The organism is Bacteroides sp. AN502(2024), assembly GCF_041227145.1.
Taxonomy (GTDB): domain Bacteria; phylum Bacteroidota; class Bacteroidia; order Bacteroidales; family Bacteroidaceae; genus Bacteroides.
The window spans coordinates 17,131-39,553 of sequence record NZ_JBGFSP010000011.1 but is presented as its reverse complement, the minus strand read 5'-3'; the positions used below and the strand labels follow the sequence as shown (position 1 = coordinate 39,553).

Annotated in this window: 20 protein-coding genes and 1 pseudogene; 19 read left to right on the top strand and 2 right to left on the bottom strand. The window is 40.6% G+C overall.

Going from position 1 to position 22,423, the window contains the following annotated elements:
- Window positions 1-112 precede the first annotated feature (112 nt).
- Together AB9N12_RS18130 and AB9N12_RS18125 are read right to left on the bottom strand one after the other, a co-directional pair.
- Window positions 113-955, bottom strand: a complete 843-nt coding sequence (locus AB9N12_RS18130) for an IS3 family transposase (protein WP_369889013.1) — start codon at window positions 953-955, stop codon at window positions 113-115.
- Between the two features lie 35 nt (window positions 956-990).
- Window positions 991-1,368 (bottom strand): hypothetical protein, encoded by a 378-nt coding sequence (locus AB9N12_RS18125; RefSeq protein ID WP_369889012.1) that lies wholly within the window; start codon window positions 1,366-1,368, stop codon window positions 991-993.
- 850 nt (window positions 1,369-2,218) lie between these two features.
- Between AB9N12_RS18125 and AB9N12_RS18120 the strand changes: the two genes are divergently transcribed.
- The 19 genes and pseudogenes from AB9N12_RS18120 (at window position 2,219) to AB9N12_RS18030 (ending at window position 22,415) form a co-directional block, all read left to right on the top strand.
- Window positions 2,219-2,575: a LytTR family transcriptional regulator DNA-binding domain-containing protein gene (locus tag AB9N12_RS18120; RefSeq protein WP_369893504.1), complete on the top strand. Its 357-nt coding sequence runs from the start codon at window positions 2,219-2,221 to the stop codon at window positions 2,573-2,575.
- Between the two features lie 2 nt (window positions 2,576-2,577).
- Window positions 2,578-3,264 (top strand): FHA domain-containing protein, encoded by a 687-nt coding sequence (locus tag AB9N12_RS18115; RefSeq protein ID WP_369893503.1) that lies wholly within the window; start codon window positions 2,578-2,580, stop codon window positions 3,262-3,264.
- On the top strand, window positions 3,261-4,007 hold the full coding sequence (locus AB9N12_RS18110) for a caspase domain-containing protein (protein ID WP_369893502.1): 747 nt from the start codon (window positions 3,261-3,263) through the stop codon (window positions 4,005-4,007). The genes AB9N12_RS18115 and AB9N12_RS18110 overlap by 4 nt, the downstream gene beginning before the upstream one ends.
- A gap of 122 nt (window positions 4,008-4,129) precedes the next feature.
- Window positions 4,130-6,142, top strand: coding sequence for a protein kinase (locus AB9N12_RS18105; protein ID WP_369893501.1), 2,013 nt, complete (start codon window positions 4,130-4,132; stop codon window positions 6,140-6,142).
- 64 nt (window positions 6,143-6,206) lie between these two features.
- Window positions 6,207-6,707 carry a hypothetical protein gene (locus AB9N12_RS18100; RefSeq protein ID WP_369893500.1) on the top strand — a complete coding sequence of 167 codons (501 nt, stop codon included), beginning with the start codon at window positions 6,207-6,209 and terminating at the stop codon, window positions 6,705-6,707.
- A gap of 24 nt (window positions 6,708-6,731) precedes the next feature.
- Window positions 6,732-7,166, top strand: a complete 435-nt coding sequence (locus AB9N12_RS18095; protein WP_369893499.1) for a hypothetical protein — start codon at window positions 6,732-6,734, stop codon at window positions 7,164-7,166.
- Window positions 7,147-9,570, top strand: a complete 2,424-nt coding sequence (locus tag AB9N12_RS18090) for a protein kinase (protein ID WP_369893498.1) — start codon at window positions 7,147-7,149, stop codon at window positions 9,568-9,570. Before AB9N12_RS18095 ends, AB9N12_RS18090 begins: the two co-directional genes overlap by 20 nt.
- A 249-nt stretch (window positions 9,571-9,819) precedes the next feature.
- Window positions 9,820-11,817 carry a serine/threonine-protein kinase gene (locus tag AB9N12_RS18085; protein ID WP_369893497.1) on the top strand — a complete coding sequence of 666 codons (1,998 nt, stop codon included), beginning with the start codon at window positions 9,820-9,822 and terminating at the stop codon, window positions 11,815-11,817.
- Between the two features lie 18 nt (window positions 11,818-11,835).
- Entirely contained in the window at window positions 11,836-12,495 is a 660-nt protein-coding gene (locus AB9N12_RS18080; RefSeq protein ID WP_369893496.1) for a hypothetical protein, read from the top strand.
- Between the two features lie 180 nt (window positions 12,496-12,675).
- Window positions 12,676-13,047, top strand: a complete 372-nt coding sequence (locus AB9N12_RS18075; RefSeq protein ID WP_369893495.1) for a hypothetical protein — start codon at window positions 12,676-12,678, stop codon at window positions 13,045-13,047.
- 2 nt (window positions 13,048-13,049) lie between these two features.
- Window positions 13,050-14,660 carry a serine/threonine protein kinase gene (locus AB9N12_RS18070; RefSeq protein ID WP_369893494.1) on the top strand — a complete coding sequence of 537 codons (1,611 nt, stop codon included), beginning with the start codon at window positions 13,050-13,052 and terminating at the stop codon, window positions 14,658-14,660.
- Window positions 14,661-14,721: 61 nt separating this feature from the next.
- Complete coding sequence (locus AB9N12_RS18065) at window positions 14,722-15,648, top strand: hypothetical protein (protein ID WP_369893493.1); 927 nt, start codon at window positions 14,722-14,724, stop codon at window positions 15,646-15,648.
- A gap of 13 nt (window positions 15,649-15,661) precedes the next feature.
- Entirely contained in the window at window positions 15,662-16,210 is a 549-nt protein-coding gene (locus tag AB9N12_RS18060; RefSeq protein WP_369893492.1) for an FHA domain-containing protein, read from the top strand.
- Between the two features lie 4 nt (window positions 16,211-16,214).
- Window positions 16,215-16,859 (top strand): annotated as a pseudogene (locus AB9N12_RS18055) (PP2C family serine/threonine-protein phosphatase); the annotation flags it as partial.
- Between the two features lie 273 nt (window positions 16,860-17,132).
- Entirely contained in the window at window positions 17,133-18,011 is an 879-nt protein-coding gene (locus tag AB9N12_RS18050; protein ID WP_369893574.1) for a penicillin-binding transpeptidase domain-containing protein, read from the top strand.
- Between the two features lie 14 nt (window positions 18,012-18,025).
- Entirely contained in the window at window positions 18,026-18,766 is a 741-nt protein-coding gene (locus tag AB9N12_RS18045; protein ID WP_369893491.1) for a hypothetical protein, read from the top strand.
- A gap of 7 nt (window positions 18,767-18,773) precedes the next feature.
- Window positions 18,774-19,148 carry a hypothetical protein gene (locus tag AB9N12_RS18040; protein ID WP_369893490.1) on the top strand — a complete coding sequence of 125 codons (375 nt, stop codon included), beginning with the start codon at window positions 18,774-18,776 and terminating at the stop codon, window positions 19,146-19,148.
- Between the two features lie 44 nt (window positions 19,149-19,192).
- Window positions 19,193-20,281 (top strand): hypothetical protein, encoded by a 1,089-nt coding sequence (locus AB9N12_RS18035; protein ID WP_369893489.1) that lies wholly within the window; start codon window positions 19,193-19,195, stop codon window positions 20,279-20,281.
- A complete protein-coding gene (locus tag AB9N12_RS18030; protein ID WP_369893488.1) occupies window positions 20,253-22,415 on the top strand; it encodes a hypothetical protein in 2,163 nt (720 codons plus the stop codon). Before AB9N12_RS18035 ends, AB9N12_RS18030 begins: the two co-directional genes overlap by 29 nt.
- Window positions 22,416-22,423: the final 8 nt, after the last annotated feature.

Genomic DNA, 22,423 nt, shown 5'->3' with positions numbered 1-22,423 from the left:
TAAAAGTCAATAGGGTTCGACACCCTATTGGCTTTTGTGAGACAATGGCTTAAACCGTCATGTCCCGGGTTCTCGGTATCGCAAATATAGTATTTATTTATCATATGGAACCTTATTTTTTCCACAATGATTTTCCCGGCACCTCTCCATGATATACGTCCATGGGTTTTTTCATACCTATGCTCATATGCGGTCGTCCATTATTATAGAAGTCAATCATTCGCGTAATCTGCTCCCGTGCCATCTCTTTATCCCTGAACAGCGACATGCCGTATATCCATTCCGTTTTCAGGATGCCATTCATCCTTTCTGCTACCGCATTGTCCGTCGGGTTGTAATCTTCAGTCATGCTCACACGTATATGATGAGTGACCAGTGTGTCGATATAGGCATCGCAGGCATACTGTACCCCCCGGTCGGAATGGTGGATTGTGCCGCAAAGATTGCCACCTCCGGCCTCATTGATGGCCTGTTCCAGTGCCTGTAGCGTATATTCGGCATGCAAACTGGGAGAGAGCACCCATCCTAAAACGGCATGTGAGTACATGTCCGTTACAAGATGGAGGTAGCATACGCCACCTTCAATCCAGATGTAAGTGATGTCACATACCCAGATATGGTTCGGGTATTGTGCCGTTACCCCCTTGATCAGATTCGGATACTTCTTGTAAAGATGGTGGGAGTCCGTCGTATGCCTGGGTTTCTTCGGGGGCAGCATAAGGCGTTCCGAACGCAGCAGATGAAGGAAGGCATCCCGCCCTCCGGTTATCTCGCTTCCATAAAGGGAGCGGAGCTCATGGTATAATTTCAAACCACCGATGCCCGGAGCCTTTGAGCGGTAGAAGAAGACGGCATCCAAGATGGCTGTTCTGATCTGATGACGCGACAAAAGATTTTTTTTCTTTTTGTAATAGGCCTGGGAAGACATGCCAAACAGTCCGCAAAGGGTTTTCACACTGATGTGAGGAAACTCTTCACGAAGGCCGGTGACTATTTGGCACCATCTTTTTTTAAGATGGAAATCCCTTCTTCTCTTTCTGTGAGTTCAATCAGTCTTTCAAAGGCATGGGAACGAAGTTTTTCAAGTTCCAAAGCCTTTCTCAGACGCAAATTTTCCGCTTCAAGAAGTTCTTCTTTAGATTTTGATTTTGGATTCTTTTTCATTTGAAGATCTGACAGAAGTTCGGGGGACAAAGATAAGGAATCCGAATCAATTGCATAACACTTTTGCCAACGCAGAATATAAGTATGGTTGGGTAAACCCCATTTCTTGGCAGTAGCAAACATTGACAAACCGCTACTGAAGTAATCACGGAGAACTTCCAATTTGAAAGTCTCAGAATAAATCTTACGAGATAATTTAGACATAATTTTTCTTTTTTTATGTCTCTAAAAAGGTGTCAACCTAAATCCGTATAAGACATTTTATCGGTTTGAATACTTGTTTGCACTACATAAACATTGTGCGGTGTGTAGGCAAACTGTACTAATCCGGTATTTGAATAGTATGTTGCAGATAACTTTATCTGCAACATACTGCAACAGGTATCTGCAACAGCATAAGTCTCTTGTGTTCATCGATTTAGCATGATTTTGTTGCAGATGGCAGATGTTTTGTGCCTTTCAAACATAGAGAAGAACTCCTGATATGATGTCTTTCTGCATCGACATGGTGTCGGCTGTGGCCCATAAAATAAGACCATTTTTGAGAAAACAAAACAGGTTTTAATGGAAAGAGCCGTACAACTATCCTGCTTTTTCAGGGTAAACTATTGTTTTAGAGGAAAATGTTTTTTACTTTTGCGATGTTTCCTACGCCGGTGCTTTGTTTTTATGAAAGCGGTTGGGTGGGGAAACGGACATATATTAAGAAAGACGTTTACTTGACGTTTTGTTCTTGGCACATCAAGACTTCGCAACTTTTGACCATCGCCGAAACAAAGCAACAGTAGGTGTCTGCGGGATATGTTTATGTCCTTGGTGTGCCTAAACTAAAAAGGTACATCCAAGTTGTTATACATATCGGCGTGGGCTTCTGCGTTGCTCGTTTAGCGATGGTGGGCAATGCGAAGGCCTTGATGTGCAGGACGAGTAACAGGTACAGATTCCCGCGCTTTTTCTTTATATATGCGTATCCTTTAATTAAAGTTTAGAAATTCCGGTCCGGGAGTCTGTCGGTAAAAGCCTATAAGAGAAAACGTACATCGTTGCATAAGCCATGGAAATACTACTATTTAACACAAGGGACGAACTGATAAGAGTGGATTTAAGCCATGTCGTCTATTTTGAAGCGGATGGCAATTATACTCACATTATATTTTCGAATGCAGCAAAAGCGACTTTGCTATATAGTTTGGGAAACATCGAAACGCTGATTGACGAAAAATTGAAAGGGCAAACGCAGACTTTTATCCGCATCGGAAAACGCTATATTGTCAACAGTACATGTATCTTTCAGATTAATACTTTGAAACAGAAACTGCTTCTTACCAATTTCGAAGCTCCTCACCTGTTTACTCTTTCAGTTTCAAAAGAAGCTTTGAAGAACCTAAAAAACTTATATACACAGAAATAGCCATGGAAATCATTGTTGGACGTAAAGGGCAACAATCGGTTGCTATTACCGATTTAAGCGTCAGCAGGGAACATTGCAAGTTAACTTCCAATTCGGACGGGACTTATACCTTGGAGAATTTGAGTGTCAACGGAACTTTTGTAGATGGGAAAAGCATTGTCCGTACACAGGTGACCGTTAATACCGAAATTCGCTTGGGCAGCAGTTTCATTGTCCGTGTAAGGGATTTGTTGCCTTCTCCTGTTTCTGTCCCTTCGGGACATTCATCGCAGGCAGCAACCCTGAGTTCCATTGAAAAAGAGTATCAGGAAAAGTTCCGCAAGCTGAAAGCTGTGTACGACCGCTACTCTGCGGATAAAATTGCCATTCAGAAGGAAGCCGGGATAAACAATTTTTATAGGATGCTCCCTATGACGTTGATGTCACTTGTGGGCCTGACGGCAGCCGTCTTGCCGGGACTGGGTAACTTCGCCCCTGTGGTAGGTACGGCTGGCATTGTTTTATTGATATATTCTTTAGCCAAATCCTACAAAGGAAGCAAAGAGAATCCGGAAAAAATGGAGGCGCTAAACAAGCAGTTCATGATTGATTATGTCTGCCCCAAATGTGGAAATTTCTTAGGCTTTGTTCCTTATGAGACATTGGCAAACAAATCGGTATGCAGTTTCTGCAAATGCAAGTGGACATGAACAGACTGGTTTTATTTTTCTTATTCCCTTTCCTTTTTGTATGTTCCGAAGGAGAGGCTAAAGGCGATGTTTATGTAGTAGTGGTAGGCGTGTCAGGCTATCAGGAAATTCCTTCCTTAGTACTTCCCGAGAAAGATGCGAAAGCTATAGCCGCTCTATACAAACTTCAGACCAAGCATGTCATTCTGATAACCGGCAAGTATGCCACCAAAGCTGTATTGCTGAAAAGCCTGAAAGACCAGTTCTCCCGTGCCAAGGAGGACGACATGGTGGTATTTGCTTTTAGCGGACATGGTTATGCGGACGGCATTTGTCCTTATGATATGCCAGCGAAAGGAGGAAAAGGGATTACTTATCGAGAGATACAGAGCATCTTGAAACAGTCACGTGCAAGTCGGAAAGTCCTCTTCCTGGATGCTTGCTTTTCGGGCGGCATTCGGGGAAACGCCTCCGGCATACATTCCCACGCTGTAAATACTCCCGATGTCTTGCTGTTCCTCTCTTCGCGTACCGGAGAGGCCTCCATCGAGAGCCCGTTCATGGCGAACGGGGTGTTCACCACTTATCTTTTGAGAGGGTTACGTGGTGGAGCCGATGCGGACAAGAACCGGAAAATTACGGCTAAGGAGTTGTTTCGATACGTCAGCCGGAAGGTTGGGGAAAAGACCGATGGCAAGCAGCATCCCGTGATGTGGGGAAAGTTTGAAGATGATACAGTGCTGTTCGACTGGAACAGACGATAGCGTATCCTTATTTCATTTCATCAACTAATCCGCACAACTCATCCATTATTCTGTTTATAAATTGTTTGTTCCATTCATTCTCCATTAATTTGTCTTGATAAGTAAAAAAGACAAATTAGCAGATGCGACAATTAAAGATGAACACCCTCCTTCAGGGAGGCAAATACAAAATAGAGAAAGTGCTGGGACAGGGTGGCTTTGGCATCACCTACCTTGCCACACAAGAGTTGTTGAATCGCAAGGTCTGCATCAAGGAATTCTTTTACAAGGAGTATTGCGAACGCGACGAAGCCACCAGTCATGTCACACTCGGCACACAGAGCAACCGGGAAGTGGTGGAACGCTTTATGACCAAGTTCATCAAAGAAGCGCGCACCATCTCGCAACTTAACCATCCTCATATCATCCGCATTCACGATATCTTCAAGGAGAACAACACGGCTTATTATGTGATGGAATATATCGAGGGGGAATCCTTGGCAGAAAAGGTGAACCGCGATGGCATGTTGTCCGAAGCGGAAGCGGTGGATTATATCAGGCAGGTGGCGGATGCGCTGAGTTACATACATGGCAAAAACCTCCTTCATTTGGATATCAAGCCGGGGAATATCATGGTAGATTGTTCCGGTCATGTCATTCTCATTGATTTCGGCCTCTCCAAGCAATATGATTTTGGCGGTGACCAGACAAGCACGACTCCCGTAGGCATCAGCCACGGTTATGCCCCGATGGAGCAATACAACGTCGGCGGTGTAAGCAATTTCTCACCTCAAACGGATATCTATTCTTTAGGGGCAACGCTCTACAAGCTGGTGACAGGTGATACCCCTCCGCAAGCAAGCGATGTATTGAACGAGGGACTTCCCGTATTACCTTCCCGTCTTTCCGATGGAGTGAAGAATGCCATAGAATGTGCTATGCAGGTGAAGAAGAAAGACCGGCCGAAAAATGTGGATGCTTTTGTTTCTCTGCTGGATATGCATGACAGTTATGTTTTGGAAGAGAAACATCAATCATCGGAAACGGCCTATGAGGAAAAGGAGACGAAAGTGATTCAGGCTGAGAATGCAAAAGAGCCGGAGCAAACTCTATCTATTTACTCTTCCGCTGAAGATTTATATCAGAAAGGAATGGAATATTATAAAAATTCACTTTATACGGAAGCAATTCCTTTTTTGGATAAAGCTGCCAATCAAGGATATGTGGTTGCGCAATGCAAATTGGGAGTTTGCTATGATTACGGTAACGGTGTGGAAAAAGATTCGGTAAAAGCGGTGGAATGGTATAAGAAGGCCGCTGAGCAGGGGAATGCAGAAGCGCAATACCGCTTGGGGATGTGTTATAATATCAGTGAAGGCGATTGGGTAAAAGCGGTGGAATGGTATAGGAAGGCCGCTGAGCAAGGAAATGCAGGTGCGCAATACTGCCTGGGGATTTGTTATAATTACGGTAAAGGCGTGGAAAAAGATTCGGTAAAAGCGGTAGAATGGTATAGGAAGGCCGCTGAGCAAGGAAATGCAGGTGCGCAATGCAAATTGGGAGTTTGCTATGATTACGGTAACGGTGTGGAAAAAGATTCGGTAAAAGCGGTGGAATGGTATAGGAAGGCCGCTGAGCAAGGAAATGCAGATGCGCAATGCTGCTTGGGAATTTGTTATAATAGCGGTGAAGGCGTGGAAAAAGATTCGGTAAAAGCGGTGGAATGGTATAGAAAGGCCGCTGAGCAAGGAAATGCAGATGCGCAATGCTGCTTGGGAATTTGTTATAATAGCGGTGAAGGCGTGGAAAAAGATTCGGTAAAAGCGGTGGAATGGTATAGGAAGGCCGCTGAGCAAGGAGATGCAGATGCGCAATACTGCTTGGGAATTTGTTATAATAGCGGTGAAGGCGTGGAAAAAGATTCGGTAAAAGCGGTGGAATGGTATAGAAAGGCCGCTGAGCAAGGAAATGCAGATGCGCAACTTAATTTAGGACATTGCTATTATAACGGCGAGGGTATAAAAAAGGATATAGTAAGAGCTGTAGAATGGTGGAAAAAGTCTGCTGATCAAGGAAATGAAAGGGCGATAGAAGCATTAAAGAGATACAACAAAAAAACTCTGAAATCATGGATAATGAAGAAACTAAAATTCTGAATCAGCCCTAAGAATAGAAAATAGCAATTTACAAAAAAGAAATCACTACTTTAAATAATGAACTATGAATATATATCATGTAGTCAGTAACGATAATTACTGTAAGTATTATGAGAATTGCAAAGCTATTGATACATCAGCAATAAATCGAGATATAAATAAACTTTCTGAGAAGAAGAAGAAATTGGAGAGTTTGTTTGAAGACGTTCGAGTAAATCAGTTTGCAGATTGTCCTTCAAGATTGACATCCTTATTTGTATTTTCTGATATAATGAAAGATGAATATGAAGCAGAGTGGGCTAATGTGTTTGGCAACCCCCAATATATACTTCTGACATTAGAAATAGAAAAAGGTTGTGTTAAATGGTTTGATTCATCAGTATATATGATTAATGGGATAAATGCCCAGACAGCAACACAATATTGGAAAACGTCTTCCCTTAATTTTGATGAAATTAAATCAGATTCTGTAGAAGGACTATTTCAAGGGGTTGCAAAAATCATAAAAAGGGAGAGTAAGTTTTATACAAAGGGACAAGGAATAGTAATGATGGAAGAGTTGTAAGGTACATAAAATATCTCAGGAAACATGGATAATTGTTTAAATAGGTTTAGATGTCAATATCAAAAGGGACAAAGTGACTATGTTTCAGAATTGGTTGAATCTAAGCGACCAATTTCAAGTGCACAGATTATTGTTGCATTAGCAAGTTTAGCGTTAAAAGTAAGAGATAAATTTGGGAAGAAAAAAGGAGGGAAAGTTGCATTGCAAGTTCTCAGAATCCATGAATATATAATAAAAAACATACATAATACAATGGGATCTGGAACAGGTGCTTCAAAGAGCTATTATCTTGACAAAAGGAATAAAAACAAGCAAAATAGAACGGAAAGAATAGACATAGAATTCTATGGTGAGTATGGATTTGAAGACAAAAGTCATATTTTAAATCCATACATCATTAAATATAGGGAAACAAAAGGTTGGTTCAAAAATAGTAATAATGCAACAATTACCAATTAATGTCCTCCTTCAAGGAGGCAAATACAAGATAGAGAAAGTGTTGGGGCAAGGTGGTTTTGGAATCACCTACCTTGCCTCACAAGAGTTGTTGGATCGCAAGGTCTGCATCAAGGAATTCTTTTACAAGGAGTATTGCGAACGTGACGAAGCCACCAGTCATGTCACGCTCGGCACACAGAGCAACCGGGAAGTGGTGGAACGCTTTATGACCAAGTTCATCAAAGAGGCGCGTACCATCTCGCAGCTTAACCATCCTCATATCATCCGTATTCACGATATTTTCAAGGAGAACAATACGGCTTATTATGTGATGGAATATATTGAGGGGGAATCCTTGGCTGAAAGGGTGAACCGCGATGGCATGTTATCCGAAGCGGAAGCGGTGGATTATATCAGGCAGGTGGCGGATGCACTGAGTTACATACACGGCAAAAACCTCCTTCATTTGGATATCAAGCCGGGGAATATCATGGTAGATTGTTCCGGTCATGTCATTCTCATTGATTTCGGCCTCTCCAAGCAATATGATTTTGGCGGTGACCAGACAAGCACGACTCCCGTAGGCATCAGCCACGGTTATGCCCCGATGGAGCAATACAACGTCGGCGGTGTAAGCAATTTCTCACCTCAAACGGATATCTATTCTTTAGGTGCAACGCTTTACAAGCTGGTGACGGGTGACACCCCTCCGCAGGCAAGCGATGTGTTGAACGAAGGGCTTCCCGCATTGCCTCCCCGTCTTTCCGATGGGGTGAAGAATGCCATAGAATGTGCCATGCAGGTGAAGAAGAAAGACCGGCCGAGAGATGTGGATGCTTTTGTTTCTCTGCTGGATGTGCATAACAGTTCTGTTTTGGAAGAGAAACATCAATCATCGGAAACGGTCTATGAGGAGGAAGAAGAAACGAAAATGATTCAGGCTGAGGATGTGAAAGGAACTGTTCATTCTGAACCACAAGCTATTATTACTGATACAAAGAAGAAGGAAAGCGGTAAGCATAAAAAAGTTTGGTTTTTAGTCTGTCTTTTAGGTATAACAGGTGTATTCTTTTCTATTCGCCCTTTTGCTGAAGATTTGTATCAGAAAGGAATAGAATATTATGAAAATTCACTTTATGCAGAGGCGATTCCTTATTTTGAGAAGGCTGCCAAAAAAGGAAATGCAAGTGCACAATTCAAGTTGGGAGTTTGCTATGCTTACGGTGAAGGTGTGGATAAGAATCCGGTAAAAGCAGTAGAATGGTTTAGAAAAGCCGCCGAGCAAGGACATGCAAAAGCGCAATTCAATTTGGGAGTTTGCTATGCTAACGGTGAAGGCGTGGATAAGAATCCTGGAAAAGCTGTTGAATGGTATAGGAAAGCCGCCGAGCAAGGAGATGCAACAGCGCAATACAATTTGGGAGTTTGCTATGATAACGGTAAAGGTGTGGAGAAAAATCTGGTAAAAGCGGTAGAATGGTGTAGAAAAGCCGCCGAGCAAGGAGATGCAAGTGCGCAATTCAATTTGGGAGTTTGCTATGATAACGGTAAAGGTGTGGAAAAAGATTTGGTAAAAGCGGTAGAGTGGTATAGAAAATCCGCTGAGCAAGGAAATGCAGAAGCGCAATGTAATTTGGGCTATTGTTATGAATACGGTGAAGGTGTGGAAAAAGATTTGGTAAAAGCGGTAGAGTGGTATAGAAAATCCGCTGAGCAAGGAAATGCAGTTGCGCAACGCAATTTAGGGCTTATGTATGAATATGGATATGGAATATCTCAGGATTATGTAAAAGCCTTTGAATGGTTTAGTAAAGCCGCAGAGCAAGGAGAAGAACTAGCAAAAAGTAATGCTATGCAATTAAAAAAGTATATGGTGGTTTATGGTAAAAATTCAATGGGAAGGATAAATAAATATGAGTATGTTGATATTGGATTGAGTGTCAAATGGGCAACACGTAATATTGGAGCTAATTATCCATATGATTTTGGTGATTATTACTCATGGGGAGAAACTTCAACTAAAGCTAAATATGGTATCAATTATAGTAATATAAAAGAATTATCTAGTATGGATATATCAGGTTCATCGATTGATGTAGTACATAACAAATGGGGAGGAACTTGGAGAATGCCTACAAAATCTGAATTTATTGAGCTTAAAGACAAATGCGATTGGGAATGGTTTGATGAAAATAATATAAAAGGTTATATAATTACTGGTCCTAATAGTAATTCCATTTTTCTACCTGCAGGTGATAGTAAAACAGAAATATCATATAGGGATAAAAATGCAGGCGATTATTGGAGTAGTACATCAAATGATGATAATTCAGCATTTGCACTTTTATTCGGAAAAGAATATTTAACCGAAGTAAGACTTCTTCGGTTTGGATATGGATTAACGATTCGTCCTGTCTCAAATTAACAATATAGAATGAAACAATGTTTGTAAAATATTCCACTTGCGAGCCCTCGGCAGCTCAAAAATTTGCCGGGGGCTTCTTGCTGTTCACGTAAGCGGCCGAGCAAGGGCATGAAGAAGCGAAAGATGCATTAAAAAAGTACGGAATAAGTTATAAATGAAACAAAAGATTTTATAGACACTTATTCAGGTGTCAAATCATCTATTCAATAGCTTGGATAATTCGTAAAACAACAACAAATAAGTCAGCAGATGCAACAGTTGAAGATAAACAGCCTCCTTCAGGGCGGCAAATACAAGATAGAGAAAGTGTTGGGGCAAGGGGGCTTTGGAATCACCTACCTTGCTTCACAAGAGTTGTTGGACCGCAAGGTCTGCATCAAGGAATTCTTTTACAAGGAGTATTGCGAACGCGACGAAGCCACCAGCCACGTCACACTCGGCACGCAGAGCACCCGGGAAATGGTGGAACGCCTCATGACCAAGTTCATCAAAGAGGCACGTACCATCTCGCAGCTTGATCATCGTAATATCATCAAGATTCACGATATTTTCAAGGAAAACAATACGGCCTATTATGTGATGGACTATGTGGAAGGGGAATCATTGAATGATATGGTTAATCGCAGAGGTGCATTGCCCGAAAAAGAAGCTGTGTCATATATTGAGCGGGTGGCAGATGCTTTGAAGTATATCCATCAACATAACATTAATCATTTGGATATTAAGCCGAGTAATATCATGATTCGTCAAGGAGATTACAGAGTGATTCTCATTGACTTCGGTTTATCCAAACAATATGATGCCCAAGGTGGACAGACAAGTACCACACCGGTTGGTATCAGTCATGGCTATGCTCCGATGGAACAGTATAAACAAGGTGGAGTGAGTGCCTTCTCACCGCAAACTGATATTTATGCTCTTGGTGCTACTCTTTATAAATTGGTAACAGGTAATACTCCTCCACAAGCTATGGATATATTGGATGAGGGATTGCCTTCATTGCCAACTTCCCTTTCATCATCAGTTGTGGAAACCATAAAGAGAGCGATGCAGCCTCGTAAGGTGGATAGACCGAATAGTATTGATGAATTTTTAAAAGACTTAAATGTTTCAACTCAAAATACAGATACTGTTCAAGATGATGTTAAGGTTCAGTATAAGCAGAGTGAAAATGAAGCTACAATGATACTGAATCAACCAGAAAATAAGGAAAGAAAACAACTATCTGAATATGTTGATGATAGATCAAAGCCAACGATTTCATTTGAACCAACGGAAAAGCAGAAAGAAAAATTTTCTTGGAAATGGTTTATAGCTCCATTCTTAGTCTTTGTTATTACCTCTTATTTTTGGAATGACTCTGAGAAATCAGAAGAAACCGACCATGTAACAAAGGTCATAGAGATGAAGCAACAATTAATTAATGATTCTATTGCAGCTGCTCGTATGAAAGAAATTGAAAAGAAAAGAATAGATTCCATTAATGCTATTGAAGAACAGGCACGACTTGCTGAAATCCGTAAACAAGAAGAAAAGAAACGGTCAGAAGAAACGCCAGAAGAACTTTATAGCAAAGGATTGAGGCTATATAATAATAGTCAAATACCTATCAAAAAGAAAGCTATACCTTTATTTGAAAAAGCAGCGAAAGAAGGGCATGTGAAGTCTATGTATTATTTAGGAGAATGGTATACATGGGCAGGAGGAAATAAAGATAATGGAGTTATGTGGTGGGAGAAAGCTGCAGATAAAGGTTCTTTTGATGCTATGTACAAATTAGGGAGACTGTATCTTAGCGGTGGTATTGGACTTCATTCTCTTAATTCTACGGATAAAGAAAGAGGATATAGGTGGTTAGAAAAGGCGGCTTCTAATGGACATCTTGAAGCACAAACTTTTTTGGGAGAATGTTATTTTATGGAGGGGCTAGATACAAATGCTCTTTATTGGTGGCAAAAAGCAGCAGGGAAAGGTTATGCACAAGCTTACCAAGAATTGGGAAATTATTATAGGGGTGTAATTAGAGGTAAAGTTATTGACTACAACAAGGCTATTGAATGGTATGAAAAAGCAGCTAATGTAAAAACTAGTGAAGGACGTGCTGCTCGTTCTATATTGGTGAACATATATTATAAAAAAGAGGAATATCGGAATTTAAATAAAGCAAAATATTGGTGTCAAGTAATGATTGCTGACGGATGTCGTCATCAGATTGAAAATGAAATATTGGATTATTTCGGATTATAAAGTAGAATTATCAGTATTATGAAAAATCCTAGTGAAAACATAAGAAAGAGAAAACCTGATTTGTCTCCCTATTTGTTCCATTTTACAAGTATCGAAGAACCTATAGATATAATGATAAATATCTTATCTGAAAGATGTTTGAAATCAAATGAACTTGAATATATCTGTTTTACAGAATCTCCGCTTAGTCATTCTATAGAGCAATTTAACTACATGTATTCATTCTATCCTTGGAGGAATCCGATGTATTCTAAATTTGGCATAGGTTTTGATAGAGATATGCTTATTAGAGAATATAAAGCTCGTCCTGTAATATATGGTGATTTGAAAGAGTATAATTTATTGGACGATTCTTTAAGGTGGAGATTTGAGAAATTAGACTTAGACGAACATGATTATACATGGTTGAGAGAATGGAGGATAAGAGGAAATAGTTTTGATTTTTCAAAGGTTTCACCGGATGATATTATTGTTATAGCACCAACGAAAATAGATTTAGCACAACTCGTTTTAGAAAAAGAGTTTGATGAGTTAGATTTCAATTTTGAGGATGGAACCTGTTATCCTTATCCAATTTATCGTTTAGCAAAAGTATGGAAATGCATAACAATTGAAGAAGCGAATACCTATCCAAATGATTATAAAGTTAAAGAAATAGTAGATAAACAACAATTATAGGTGATATATGCAACAATTACCTAAAAACAAATTCCTCCAAAGGGGAAATATAAGATAGAGAAAGTATTGGGCCATGGTGATTTTGGTATCACTTACCTTGCTATTCAATATTTGTAAAAATATTTATAAAACAGTATGGTAGCAATTTGGTAGTTCTTTTATTGATTAAATATTAAGCATATGATAGTACGTATAATTAACGAAAATAATAAAATAATATCCGAAGATTTGTATGACGAGCAATCAAAATTGATATTATGTAGTTTATATTGTATCAGAAGACCATTAACTAAATTACATTTGTTTTTTAACAAAGAACGTATCTTGATACTTGCTGCACTCACAAGGGAAAACAGGTTGAAAGAAGTTCATTTTTCAGATAAAATCAAGGAAAGCATATACAATGATTTGTTGACTAAAAAAGACACAAATGCAGGTTGTAACTATATGCTTAAATGGGAGTTTTTAGAAACTAATAATTTAGGTTTTGGTATAACTCCTGTAGAAGAAGCTGAACTAACCAAGCTACTTGTTAATAAGCAAATTATATAATTATGCAACAACTTCATAAAAACACGCTCCTTAAAGGAGGAAAATATAAAATAGAAAAAGTATTGGGTCAAGGTGGTTTTGGAATCACCTATCTTGCCTCACAACACGTTGTCATTGAAGGCTCTATCGGAAAGATAGAGACAGACATAAAAGTGGCTATCAAAGAATTCTTTATGAAAGAAATTTGCTACAGAGAAGAAGGAAACGATGTCGTAACGATTCCTTCCATTGGTAGCAAACAGCAGGTAGAACGCTTTAAGCAGAAGTTCATAAAAGAAGCTCATAACATAGCCAAGCTGAATCATCCACATATAATAAAGGTAGTGGACATTTTTGAAGCAAACAATACGGCTTACTATGTAATGGAATATCATGACAAAGGATCGTTGGGCGACTATATCAAGGAGAAAGGGACTCTTTCTGAAGATGAGGCACTTTCGTATGTTCTGCAAATAGCCGACGCTCTTGATTATATTCATCAACAACAAATGAATCATCTGGATATAAAGCCCGACAACATATTGCTGAATAAAGAAGGAAAAGTTGTATTGATAGATTTTGGGTTGTCTAAATGCTACGATGCAAATGGAGAACAGACGAGCACAACTCCAGTCGGAGTAAGCGTGGGCTATGCACCTTTGGAGCAATTGCGCATGGGAGGAGTAGGTACGTTCTCTCCTACTACTGACATATATGCCTTGGGAGCTACTCTCTATAAAATGCTAACTGGACAAACTCCTCCTGATGCAAGTGTTGTTTTGAACGAAGGATTGCCGGAGATGAGTGGTAGTATAAGTTTAAAGGTGCAAAAAGCCATTGCTAAAGCGATGGACCCAGTCAGAAAGAAACGCCCTCAAAACATTACAGAGTTTTTGAATCTATTTGAACTGGTAAATCTCCGAGAAAAGCAGCATAGAGTTTGCAATGCTTTTGATGCAACATCCGGTACATCATTTTCAAAGGAACAAAATCCATTTGAGGTTCCTCTTATAGCCAATAGGGAAGAAACACTATTGCTTCATCCTTTCAAGAAAGGCTTTGAAGAAATAAGTTTTTCACTTTCATCTTTAGGGGTGCAGGATTTAGGAACACTAACCGCAGTGGATTTAGGATTGAGTGTAAAATGGGGCAGTTGTAATGTGGGTAGCCTGTGTACAGCGGATAAAGGACCATTGTATTGTTGGGGAGATGTCTCCGGTGAGGAAATGTCTGAAAGTTATTACTTGGACGGCCGTTCTTTTCCCGACAATATTGCAGGAACTGAATATGATATTGTTACTCATCGGTTTGGAAAAGATTGGTGTCTTCCTACTCCGGATCAATGGAATGAATTGATTCTTTGTTGTAACTGGGAATGGGTTGAATTGCCTTCTATCTCGGGTTACATCATAACAGGTAGCACACGGCAAAAGATTTTCTTGCCATGTGCGGGACGTCGTTATGGTTGTAAAACCTATTTCTCTGAGAATTATGGCTATTATTGGAGTGCGATGGTTGATAAGTCTCATAAGCATCAGGCTGTTTATTGTATCATTGCCAAATGCGGTGTGGATGCTTATTCTACGGCACCCTATTATGTCGGGCGCTCTGTAAGAGGTGTTACAAGCAGATGAGAAAACAAATGTTTAAACAAATATTGATATATAGTAAAGTGACGATTAAAACTCTGAGATCATGGATAAAGAAGAAACTAAAATTCTGAATCACCCCCAAGAGGAAACAGAGAACAACAATCCACAGAAAAGAAATGTGGGTGGGAAAATGGCTTATGCCGTAGGCGGATATGCCACCGGTGTGGCAAGTGGTGTTACCGGTAGTGCTTTTGCAGCTACAGGTCAGGCAGAAACGGAAGAGATTGTTCCTTCTGCCGAAACGCAAGTGGAGGAAACGGCGCAAAATACAGCCGAGAATGTACAAACGGAGGTGCAAGAAGAAGTTGTCGCGTCCGTGCCCAACCAAGAAGATGTACTATTGGCTACGAATGAAGGAGTGCGCATTGCGCAAGTGAATGATGACGCCTCGTTTGATGAAGCCTTTGCCGATGCGCGAAGGCAGGTAGGTGCGGGAGGCGCGTTTGAATGGCGGGGACATGTATATGGCACGTATTATGAAGAAGAGTGGAACGGTATGTCTATGGAGGAACGGGCACAGTATCAGGCTAAAATAGATTATCGGACAATAGCTGGGGAACCGGAGGAAAGAACCGCTGTGGCAAACTCAGGGATGGAAAAGCCACGGATGGAGAGCCATGCGGAACTGGTGGATGAACAGTCTGCCACCAATGAGAGCATAAAGATACTGGGCGTAGAGGCTGTGACGGATCAGCAAGGGAACCCCATGACCGTGGCTGCCGTGGAAGTGGAGGGGAACCAAAGTCTGCTGGTGGATGTGGACAACAACGGGATGATGGATGTAATCATGATAGACGAAAACCGAGACGGACAGATAAGTGAAAATGAGATCTATGATGTGTCTGATGCCCGTATCACTACTGCCGACTTGCAACAGATGATTTCAAGCCCAAACCCGGGGATGATGACTGCTTGTAATGACGGGATGCCGGATTATGTGAACGATGCAGACATTAGTTCAATGGCATGAGTGATAGAATCGTATGAGAAAGATGTTTTTAGTTTGCCCCAATTGCCGCACCCGTCTCTCTTTTCCGGAAGCGCCCGGCTATGAGGAGAAGATAGTGGAATGCCCCATTTGCCATTTCAAGGCAAAGGCCAACGTGTATCAGGGCGGTGCGATTGCAAAAGGCGGTCTGGGAAGCGCAGAGGAGGAGACGCAGTTGCCGGGATACAGGGTGCCGCAGAACTTTGATATCGGACAAATAAGAGTCGATGGTACAGAACAACATTGCCCGCTGAAAATGGGAGTGAACATCATCGGGCGCATTGCTAAAAACAGCGATGCGGATATTCAGATTACTCATGACGAATACATGAGCCGTCGCCACCTTCGGATAGACGTGGTGAAAACAGTGCATGGCATTGAGCATCACCTTGTGGAGATAAATTCAAAGAATGTCATTGCCCTGAATGGAAAGCCCATTCAGCGGAATGATATTTTGAAACTACAGTTAGGTGACAAGCTAACCTTAGGAAAGACGGACGTCTATCTGGAGGCGACAGACGAAGAAGCGACTCAAATAGTATAAACGTATGAATATAACTATCAGAAAGCCAATTGGATTTAGCGAAATAGGGCAAAAAGACAATCAGGAGGATTGCACCTATCCTTCTATGAAACAATTAAACCCCAAGAACCGTCTCTTTATTCTGTGTGACGGCATGGGAGGGCATGAGCATGGAGAAGTGGCGAGCCGGACGATATGTATGGCATTGGGACGGTATTTGGAATGCCACTATCCGAAAGATGGATTCATGTCTCCGGAGCTTTTTAAAGAAGCATTGGACCGTGCATACGACGAACTGGACAAAAAGGATGACAATGCGATGAGAAAGATGGGAACCACCATGGTTTGCCTTTGCCTGCATCGGGGTGGTTATCTGGTTGCCCATATTGGTGACAGCCGCATTTACCATATCCGTCCTTCGTATGTGGATAAAGCCAATGACCGGCTCGGCATCTTGTATCAGTCTTCCGACCATTCGCTGGTTAATGACCTACTGAAGGCCGGTGAGTTGACGGAAGAGGAAGCACGGAATTTCCCTCAGAAGAATGTGATAACCCGTGCCATGCAACCCAACTTACCACATCGCTCCAAAGCTGATGTATTTAATTTTTCGGATGTGGAAGAGGGAGATTATTTCTTCCTTTGCTGCGACGGTGTTTTGGAGCAGTTGACGAATGACGAACTGTGTTCGATATTGGCAGACAAAAAGCTTACTGACACCGAAAAGTTGCAAGCAATCAAGGACATCTGCAATGGCAGGACAAAAGATAATTATACTTGCATTCTCATTCCGGTTGATAAGGTGGAGAGAGGAATAGAAGAGAAGGACGTAGTGAATGATTTGATGGTGGCTTCGGTAGTGGCTGAACATGCTGAGAAAGAAGCCTCACCTCATGATCGGACTAAGGGAGGGCTGACAGGATGGAAAACCATTATAGTTTGTATGGTAGGAGTTTTGCTGATATTACTTGTCGTCTTTACGGCTTACAGGTTTACCAAGATAAGTGCAGCCCCGGTTTCTACCATAGACAGCACATTGCAGGTGAAAGTTGATTCCATCCTGCAAAATAAGTTGTCCGAACTTAACGCTATATCGGGTCAGGTTATTGTAATGGAAGTTCAAACGGGTGAAATCAAAGCTTCTGTCGGTTCTGATTCCATCCTGCAAGAATCGGGATTGGTGCGCATCGCCTCACTTTTGGCTGCACTGGAGACAAAGACAGTCAAACTATCCGATACGGTGGATGTTGGAAATGGAATTTTAGTTATTGATAAAGATACATTATTAGACCGTAATTGGCATCGGGGTGGATATGGAGAAATTACAGTGGAGCAAGGTGTGGGAGTCGCTTCCAACATTGCCAATTATAAAACTGTCAGAAAGGCGTTTGGGGATGAACGAGCCTTTGCGGAGACACTTGCCAGATACGGTTATCAAGTGAAAGACACAAGCTTTGTTTATAATCCTCTGGGATATGGCATCCTCACCACTCCATTGCAGAACCTGACCTTCTACAATGCCATTGCCAAAGGTACTGCCGCATCCGTTGACAGTGTGAAGCAGACATTGGAATATGCCGTTACCGATGGATTAGCCAAACCTGCCAAATCTGATAAGGTCAAAGTGGCAGGAGCAACGGGAACAGTCCGCCTTCCAAATGATGAATATGCTGTGGAGTTTTGTGGTTACTTCCCTACCGATAGCCCGAAATACAGCATTATCGTTTCCATTCGCAAGAAAGGATTGCCTGCAAGCGGTGGATTGATGGCAGGGGATGTGTTTAGGCAGATTATGAATGATATAGTAGAAGAAGAATTATAGACACAGCTATTACTTTGATAGTATCAAGTGCAATAACGAATACTCTTGGCTATAGGGTTGCATATAGCCTACCACAAGATGGAATACCCAAAAAAGTTGAGTGTACAGAAATAAATCATAATGGTAAAATAGAAATTGAAGCGATGGGAAATTGGAATATAGTAGAAGCGACAAAAGCGTTGTTCGATGGAACAATTGGAATCGAACAGTTTTTGGAAAAATATAATATGGAAATCCGTTCAATGGAAAAAGGACAAAATCGCAATGAAGTCCTCTCATTGGTAGGCGTCTATTTTCAATATGGAAAAAATCTTGCAGAAAACGGATATTGTAAAGACTCACTATCTTATATTGATGATGCTTTATCTGTTTTGGGAAAAGGAATAAACCTCATTAGCAAAGAAGATTACAAAGAAATATATGAAGCGATTTTAAATCTTAAATCAACAATTTTACTCAGATTGGAAAGATATATGGGGGCTTTAAAATATCTGAAAGAATTGAAACAACAATACCCTACTAAAGATGAATACAATATTCATTATCACAATTGTTATCAAGCAATGATTAACAAGTCCACTTCTCCTCTTTACGTTTTTATAATTCTTTATTGGGCTGTTTACGTTATAGACCATTGGCTTCTAAATACAGATTTTCTCCCATCATGGACTTTTAACATGTGTTGGCATATGTGGCTTGTTTTAATTGTTATTCAATTTGGGTGGACTTGGATTGTAAACGTAACAGATAAATAAAAAGATTATGAAAGAACAAAGAACAGAACAAGAAAATCAAGATTTAGTCAATCAAATCTATGCTTTTGCTGCCGATTTATTATTTAAACAGCATCGGACTATAAAAGATGTGAAAAACATCTTAGCAGAAAAAGGATTAAATGCAGAAGATGCGAACATAATAGTGTCCAATCTTCAACAACAGATGAAAGAAGCAAAAAGCAAGGCTGCTAATAAAAATATGTTATATGGTGCTTTATGGTGTATTGGAGGATTGCTGGTTACCGCTGTTACTTATTCCAATGCAGCCCGTGAGGGTGGAACATATATTGTTACATGGGGAGCCATCATCTTTGGGGCAATTCAGTTCTTATCAGGTCTTTATCAGAAGATAACGGCTTGATGTAAAGAATTTGAGTCAATAATCAGATTAGCAAAGAAAAAATTATGAATAAGATTAAGAAAGGGATGGGATCTCTTGTCCTACTATTCTCCAATACTACGCACCCGTTTGCAGACATAGGTAATCGTGGTAAACATGTGCTCACACTGATTAAAAATAACGATATGAACCCACTTAAAGTTTGGTTGATATTAGCCGCCACCGTTATTTTTATCTGTTGCGGTCGCAAAAACAATTCTGTAACCGAAGAGAGTGTCAACGTAACAAAACACAATTCTATTTATCACTGGAAAACCGTATTCGATATTGACTCCATCGAGACATCATTCCTGCGAAAGCACAACATCAAACGTATTTATGTGCGTATGTTTGATGTTGCTACCGAGCAGAACTATCAAACAGGAAGTGTTGATATTGTACCAATCGCCACAACCAAGTTCTTGTCGGCCGTTCCAGACAGTTTAGAGATTATACCAGTAACATACATTACAATTGATGCCCTCCGAGCAATGGGTGGCAGGGAAACAGAGTTTGCCTCACTTATTACTGAAAGGTTATTGGCCATGAGTTCATACAATGAGTGTGGTGAGATTCGGGAAATTCAACTCGATTGCGATTGGACGGAATCAACAAAAGACAGTTATAGCCGATTGTGCCAAACCATAAAGGACTCTTTGCATCCAAAGAATATTGAGCTGAGCATAACGGTAAGGTTACATCAGTTGCAAGAAATGCCCCCCACTGCAGATGGAGGAGTGCTAATGCTTTACAACACAGGAGCACTACAGAATCCCAATACAAAAAACTCTATTTTGGATATTGCTGATGTAAGACCATATATCAAGCCCATAAAATACCCGATCCCTCTCGATTTCGCTTATCCGTTTTTTGGTTGGGGGGTAAAGTTTGAAAACAATAAGTTCGTATCAATAGTGTCGGCGGACAGTGCGACATCTTCTGGTGACAGACATATCAGATACGAAAGACCTACGCCATCTGAAATTTTTCACGTCAAGGGGCTTATTGAGCAAAATTTAGGGAAGCCACACAGAGGCAACATACTTTATCATTTGGATGAAAAACAATTAAAAAACTATACAGACGATGAAATCGACCGGATACTTTCTCTTTAGTCTCGTTATTTTACTTGCTACTAATGAGGCACTGGCTTGTTGGGGACCATGGTACTCTCCAGAAGGATATTATATGTACAGGGTACACAATAGCCACCCAAAGGCAGAACTAGAAATTAAGGGATGTTATCCCGGTGCTAACAGGAACTGCAAGGAGTGGCAGAAACTGACCTCTCATACCATCCCATTGAAAGATATCTATCATGTCGTTTATGAGATGCCACTCGAAGAGTTTGAGTTACTTTATGACAATAAAGCAACCACCGGTAACAATAAATTTGTAAAGTGGATAACCCAAAGAGACACTTCGATTTTGGATTTCCTCCTTTTAGCAAAGACAAATGAGTACATCCGTCTAAAACGTAACTCACGCTGGTATTATCCTTCGATGAAAATTGGAGCAAGAATGACACTTGAAGAGATTGCAGAAAAATCATTGTCTGTGAATGATGCAAGACTACGCGACAGATATCTATTGCAAGGCATTAGAGCACTGTTCTCACTGGCCAGATATGAAGAGTGTATTGATTTTTGGGAATCAGAAGTTACCCTACTTTCTGAGAATAATCTTATGCGCCAACTTATTTATCCCTACATAGTCGGTGCTGAATTCCATATAAAACGTTCTGAAAAAGCTATGGAATATTTTGCCCAGCTTGGTGATGTGCAATCGATGCTTTTCTGCGCAGGACGCACAGGAGAGAAACTGTCTACAGTGGAAGCTCTTGAACTTGTATGTGAATACGCTCCAAACAGTAACTATATAGCAGAGACCCTGCAAGAATATGTAAGAAAGCTTGAGCCATTAGGGGAGTTTGATTGGAATCCTAAATTTGAGGTGACAACAGAACAGAACAAGCTATATTCTCTTTGTTTGAAAATGGCTGGAAGTGGCAGAAGTGACAATCCTGCAACGTGGTATTATACAGCAGCATTTTTGGCAGACCTTAAAGGTGAGACCACTAAAGCATCTTACCTATTGGAATTGGCCGAAAATAGCCGTTCTTCAGAATTTATCAACGAATCGGTACAAGTGTTCAGGATGTATTTGGATGCGAAGCTGCAACCATACAATTCAGCCTATGAGAACAAGTTGTTCAGTCAATTAAAGTGGCTTGATTTAAAAATCACCGAGAATATCGACGAGAATGTTCGCCTTGAAACCGCAAGAGGTTATATGTTATCCTACTGTGAAAGTTATTACTATTGGAATGACATGATGCGCAGAATATTATTGGCAGAGGTATGTCCTCGAATGATTAAGGCGGGCAAGACTATCCGAGCGTTACAACTTGCAAATATGGCAGACAATCGCTTGCTTAACCTTGTAAACAAACAAGAACTAGATGAAGTAAACGGGAAGCATGAATATATGCCTGTAACATATACGATGTCAGAATATCGATATTCTAACAATTTCAATAGCTACGACTATAGTAATCACTTCTTTGAGATGATAGATAGCCTTGGAGTGAACACTGCCATTAAATATGTACAGTGTGTGCAAAAGCCAAAGTCTGAATTTGACCGCTATCTTAATGCACGAAGCTATACAGGCACTGATTATTTAAATGACATTATTGGTACACTATGCCTACGCAATATGCGGTATGCCGAAGCCGTAGAATATCTTGGGGCAGTCAGTAAGGCATATAAGAAGCACCTCAATGTCCATATGGGATATGATCCTTTTAGCGTAATGCACAAAAAGAGAAAAATAAAGTCGAATTTCAGATATGATTTTGCAAGGAGAATGTACTCTTTGGAACAAAAAATGAGCCTGACCACGGAACCCAACCATAAAGCCCAACTCATGGTGAGATATGCCATCGGACTGCAGAACTCATTTAATTGGTGTTGGGAAATTACCCAGTATTACAAAGGTGCCAGTTATTTGGGACAGGTATGTAAAAAAAGAGACTGGGAGAATGATGAGTATACAACAGCTGCCAAGAATAGAGCAAAACAATTAATCAGACTTGCTTGTGAAATTGTAACAGATGATAAGGTTGCTGCAAATATCCATTACGAATTATGCAATTTTAAAATGGTGGCAAATAAATATCCCAACACAGAGAAAGGACAATTAGTCAAAGGTAAGTGCGATAGCCTTTATGATTATAACCTATTATAACTCAAAAC

Bases quoted from the DNA above. Each gene is read 5' to 3' on its own strand.
- AB9N12_RS18125 (WP_369889012.1), bottom strand. From the start codon at position 1,368: ATGTCTAAATTATCTCGTAAGATTTATTCTGAGACTTTCAAATTGGAA.
- AB9N12_RS18120 (WP_369893504.1), top strand. From the start codon at position 2,219: ATGGAAATACTACTATTTAACACAAGGGACGAACTGATAAGAGTGGAT.
- AB9N12_RS18115 (WP_369893503.1), top strand. From the start codon at position 2,578: ATGGAAATCATTGTTGGACGTAAAGGGCAACAATCGGTTGCTATTACC.
- AB9N12_RS18110 (WP_369893502.1), top strand. From the start codon at position 3,261: ATGAACAGACTGGTTTTATTTTTCTTATTCCCTTTCCTTTTTGTATGT.
- AB9N12_RS18105 (WP_369893501.1), top strand. From the start codon at position 4,130: ATGCGACAATTAAAGATGAACACCCTCCTTCAGGGAGGCAAATACAAA.
- AB9N12_RS18100 (WP_369893500.1), top strand. From the start codon at position 6,207: ATGAATATATATCATGTAGTCAGTAACGATAATTACTGTAAGTATTAT.
- AB9N12_RS18095 (WP_369893499.1), top strand. From the start codon at position 6,732: ATGGATAATTGTTTAAATAGGTTTAGATGTCAATATCAAAAGGGACAA.
- AB9N12_RS18090 (WP_369893498.1), top strand. From the start codon at position 7,147: ATGCAACAATTACCAATTAATGTCCTCCTTCAAGGAGGCAAATACAAG.
- AB9N12_RS18085 (WP_369893497.1), top strand. From the start codon at position 9,820: ATGCAACAGTTGAAGATAAACAGCCTCCTTCAGGGCGGCAAATACAAG.
- AB9N12_RS18080 (WP_369893496.1), top strand. From the start codon at position 11,836: ATGAAAAATCCTAGTGAAAACATAAGAAAGAGAAAACCTGATTTGTCT.
- AB9N12_RS18075 (WP_369893495.1), top strand. From the start codon at position 12,676: ATGATAGTACGTATAATTAACGAAAATAATAAAATAATATCCGAAGAT.
- AB9N12_RS18070 (WP_369893494.1), top strand. From the start codon at position 13,050: ATGCAACAACTTCATAAAAACACGCTCCTTAAAGGAGGAAAATATAAA.
- AB9N12_RS18065 (WP_369893493.1), top strand. From the start codon at position 14,722: ATGGATAAAGAAGAAACTAAAATTCTGAATCACCCCCAAGAGGAAACA.
- AB9N12_RS18060 (WP_369893492.1), top strand. From the start codon at position 15,662: ATGAGAAAGATGTTTTTAGTTTGCCCCAATTGCCGCACCCGTCTCTCT.
- AB9N12_RS18050 (WP_369893574.1), top strand. From the start codon at position 17,133: ATGGTAGGAGTTTTGCTGATATTACTTGTCGTCTTTACGGCTTACAGG.
- AB9N12_RS18040 (WP_369893490.1), top strand. From the start codon at position 18,774: ATGAAAGAACAAAGAACAGAACAAGAAAATCAAGATTTAGTCAATCAA.
- AB9N12_RS18035 (WP_369893489.1), top strand. From the start codon at position 19,193: ATGAATAAGATTAAGAAAGGGATGGGATCTCTTGTCCTACTATTCTCC.
- AB9N12_RS18030 (WP_369893488.1), top strand. From the start codon at position 20,253: ATGAAATCGACCGGATACTTTCTCTTTAGTCTCGTTATTTTACTTGCT.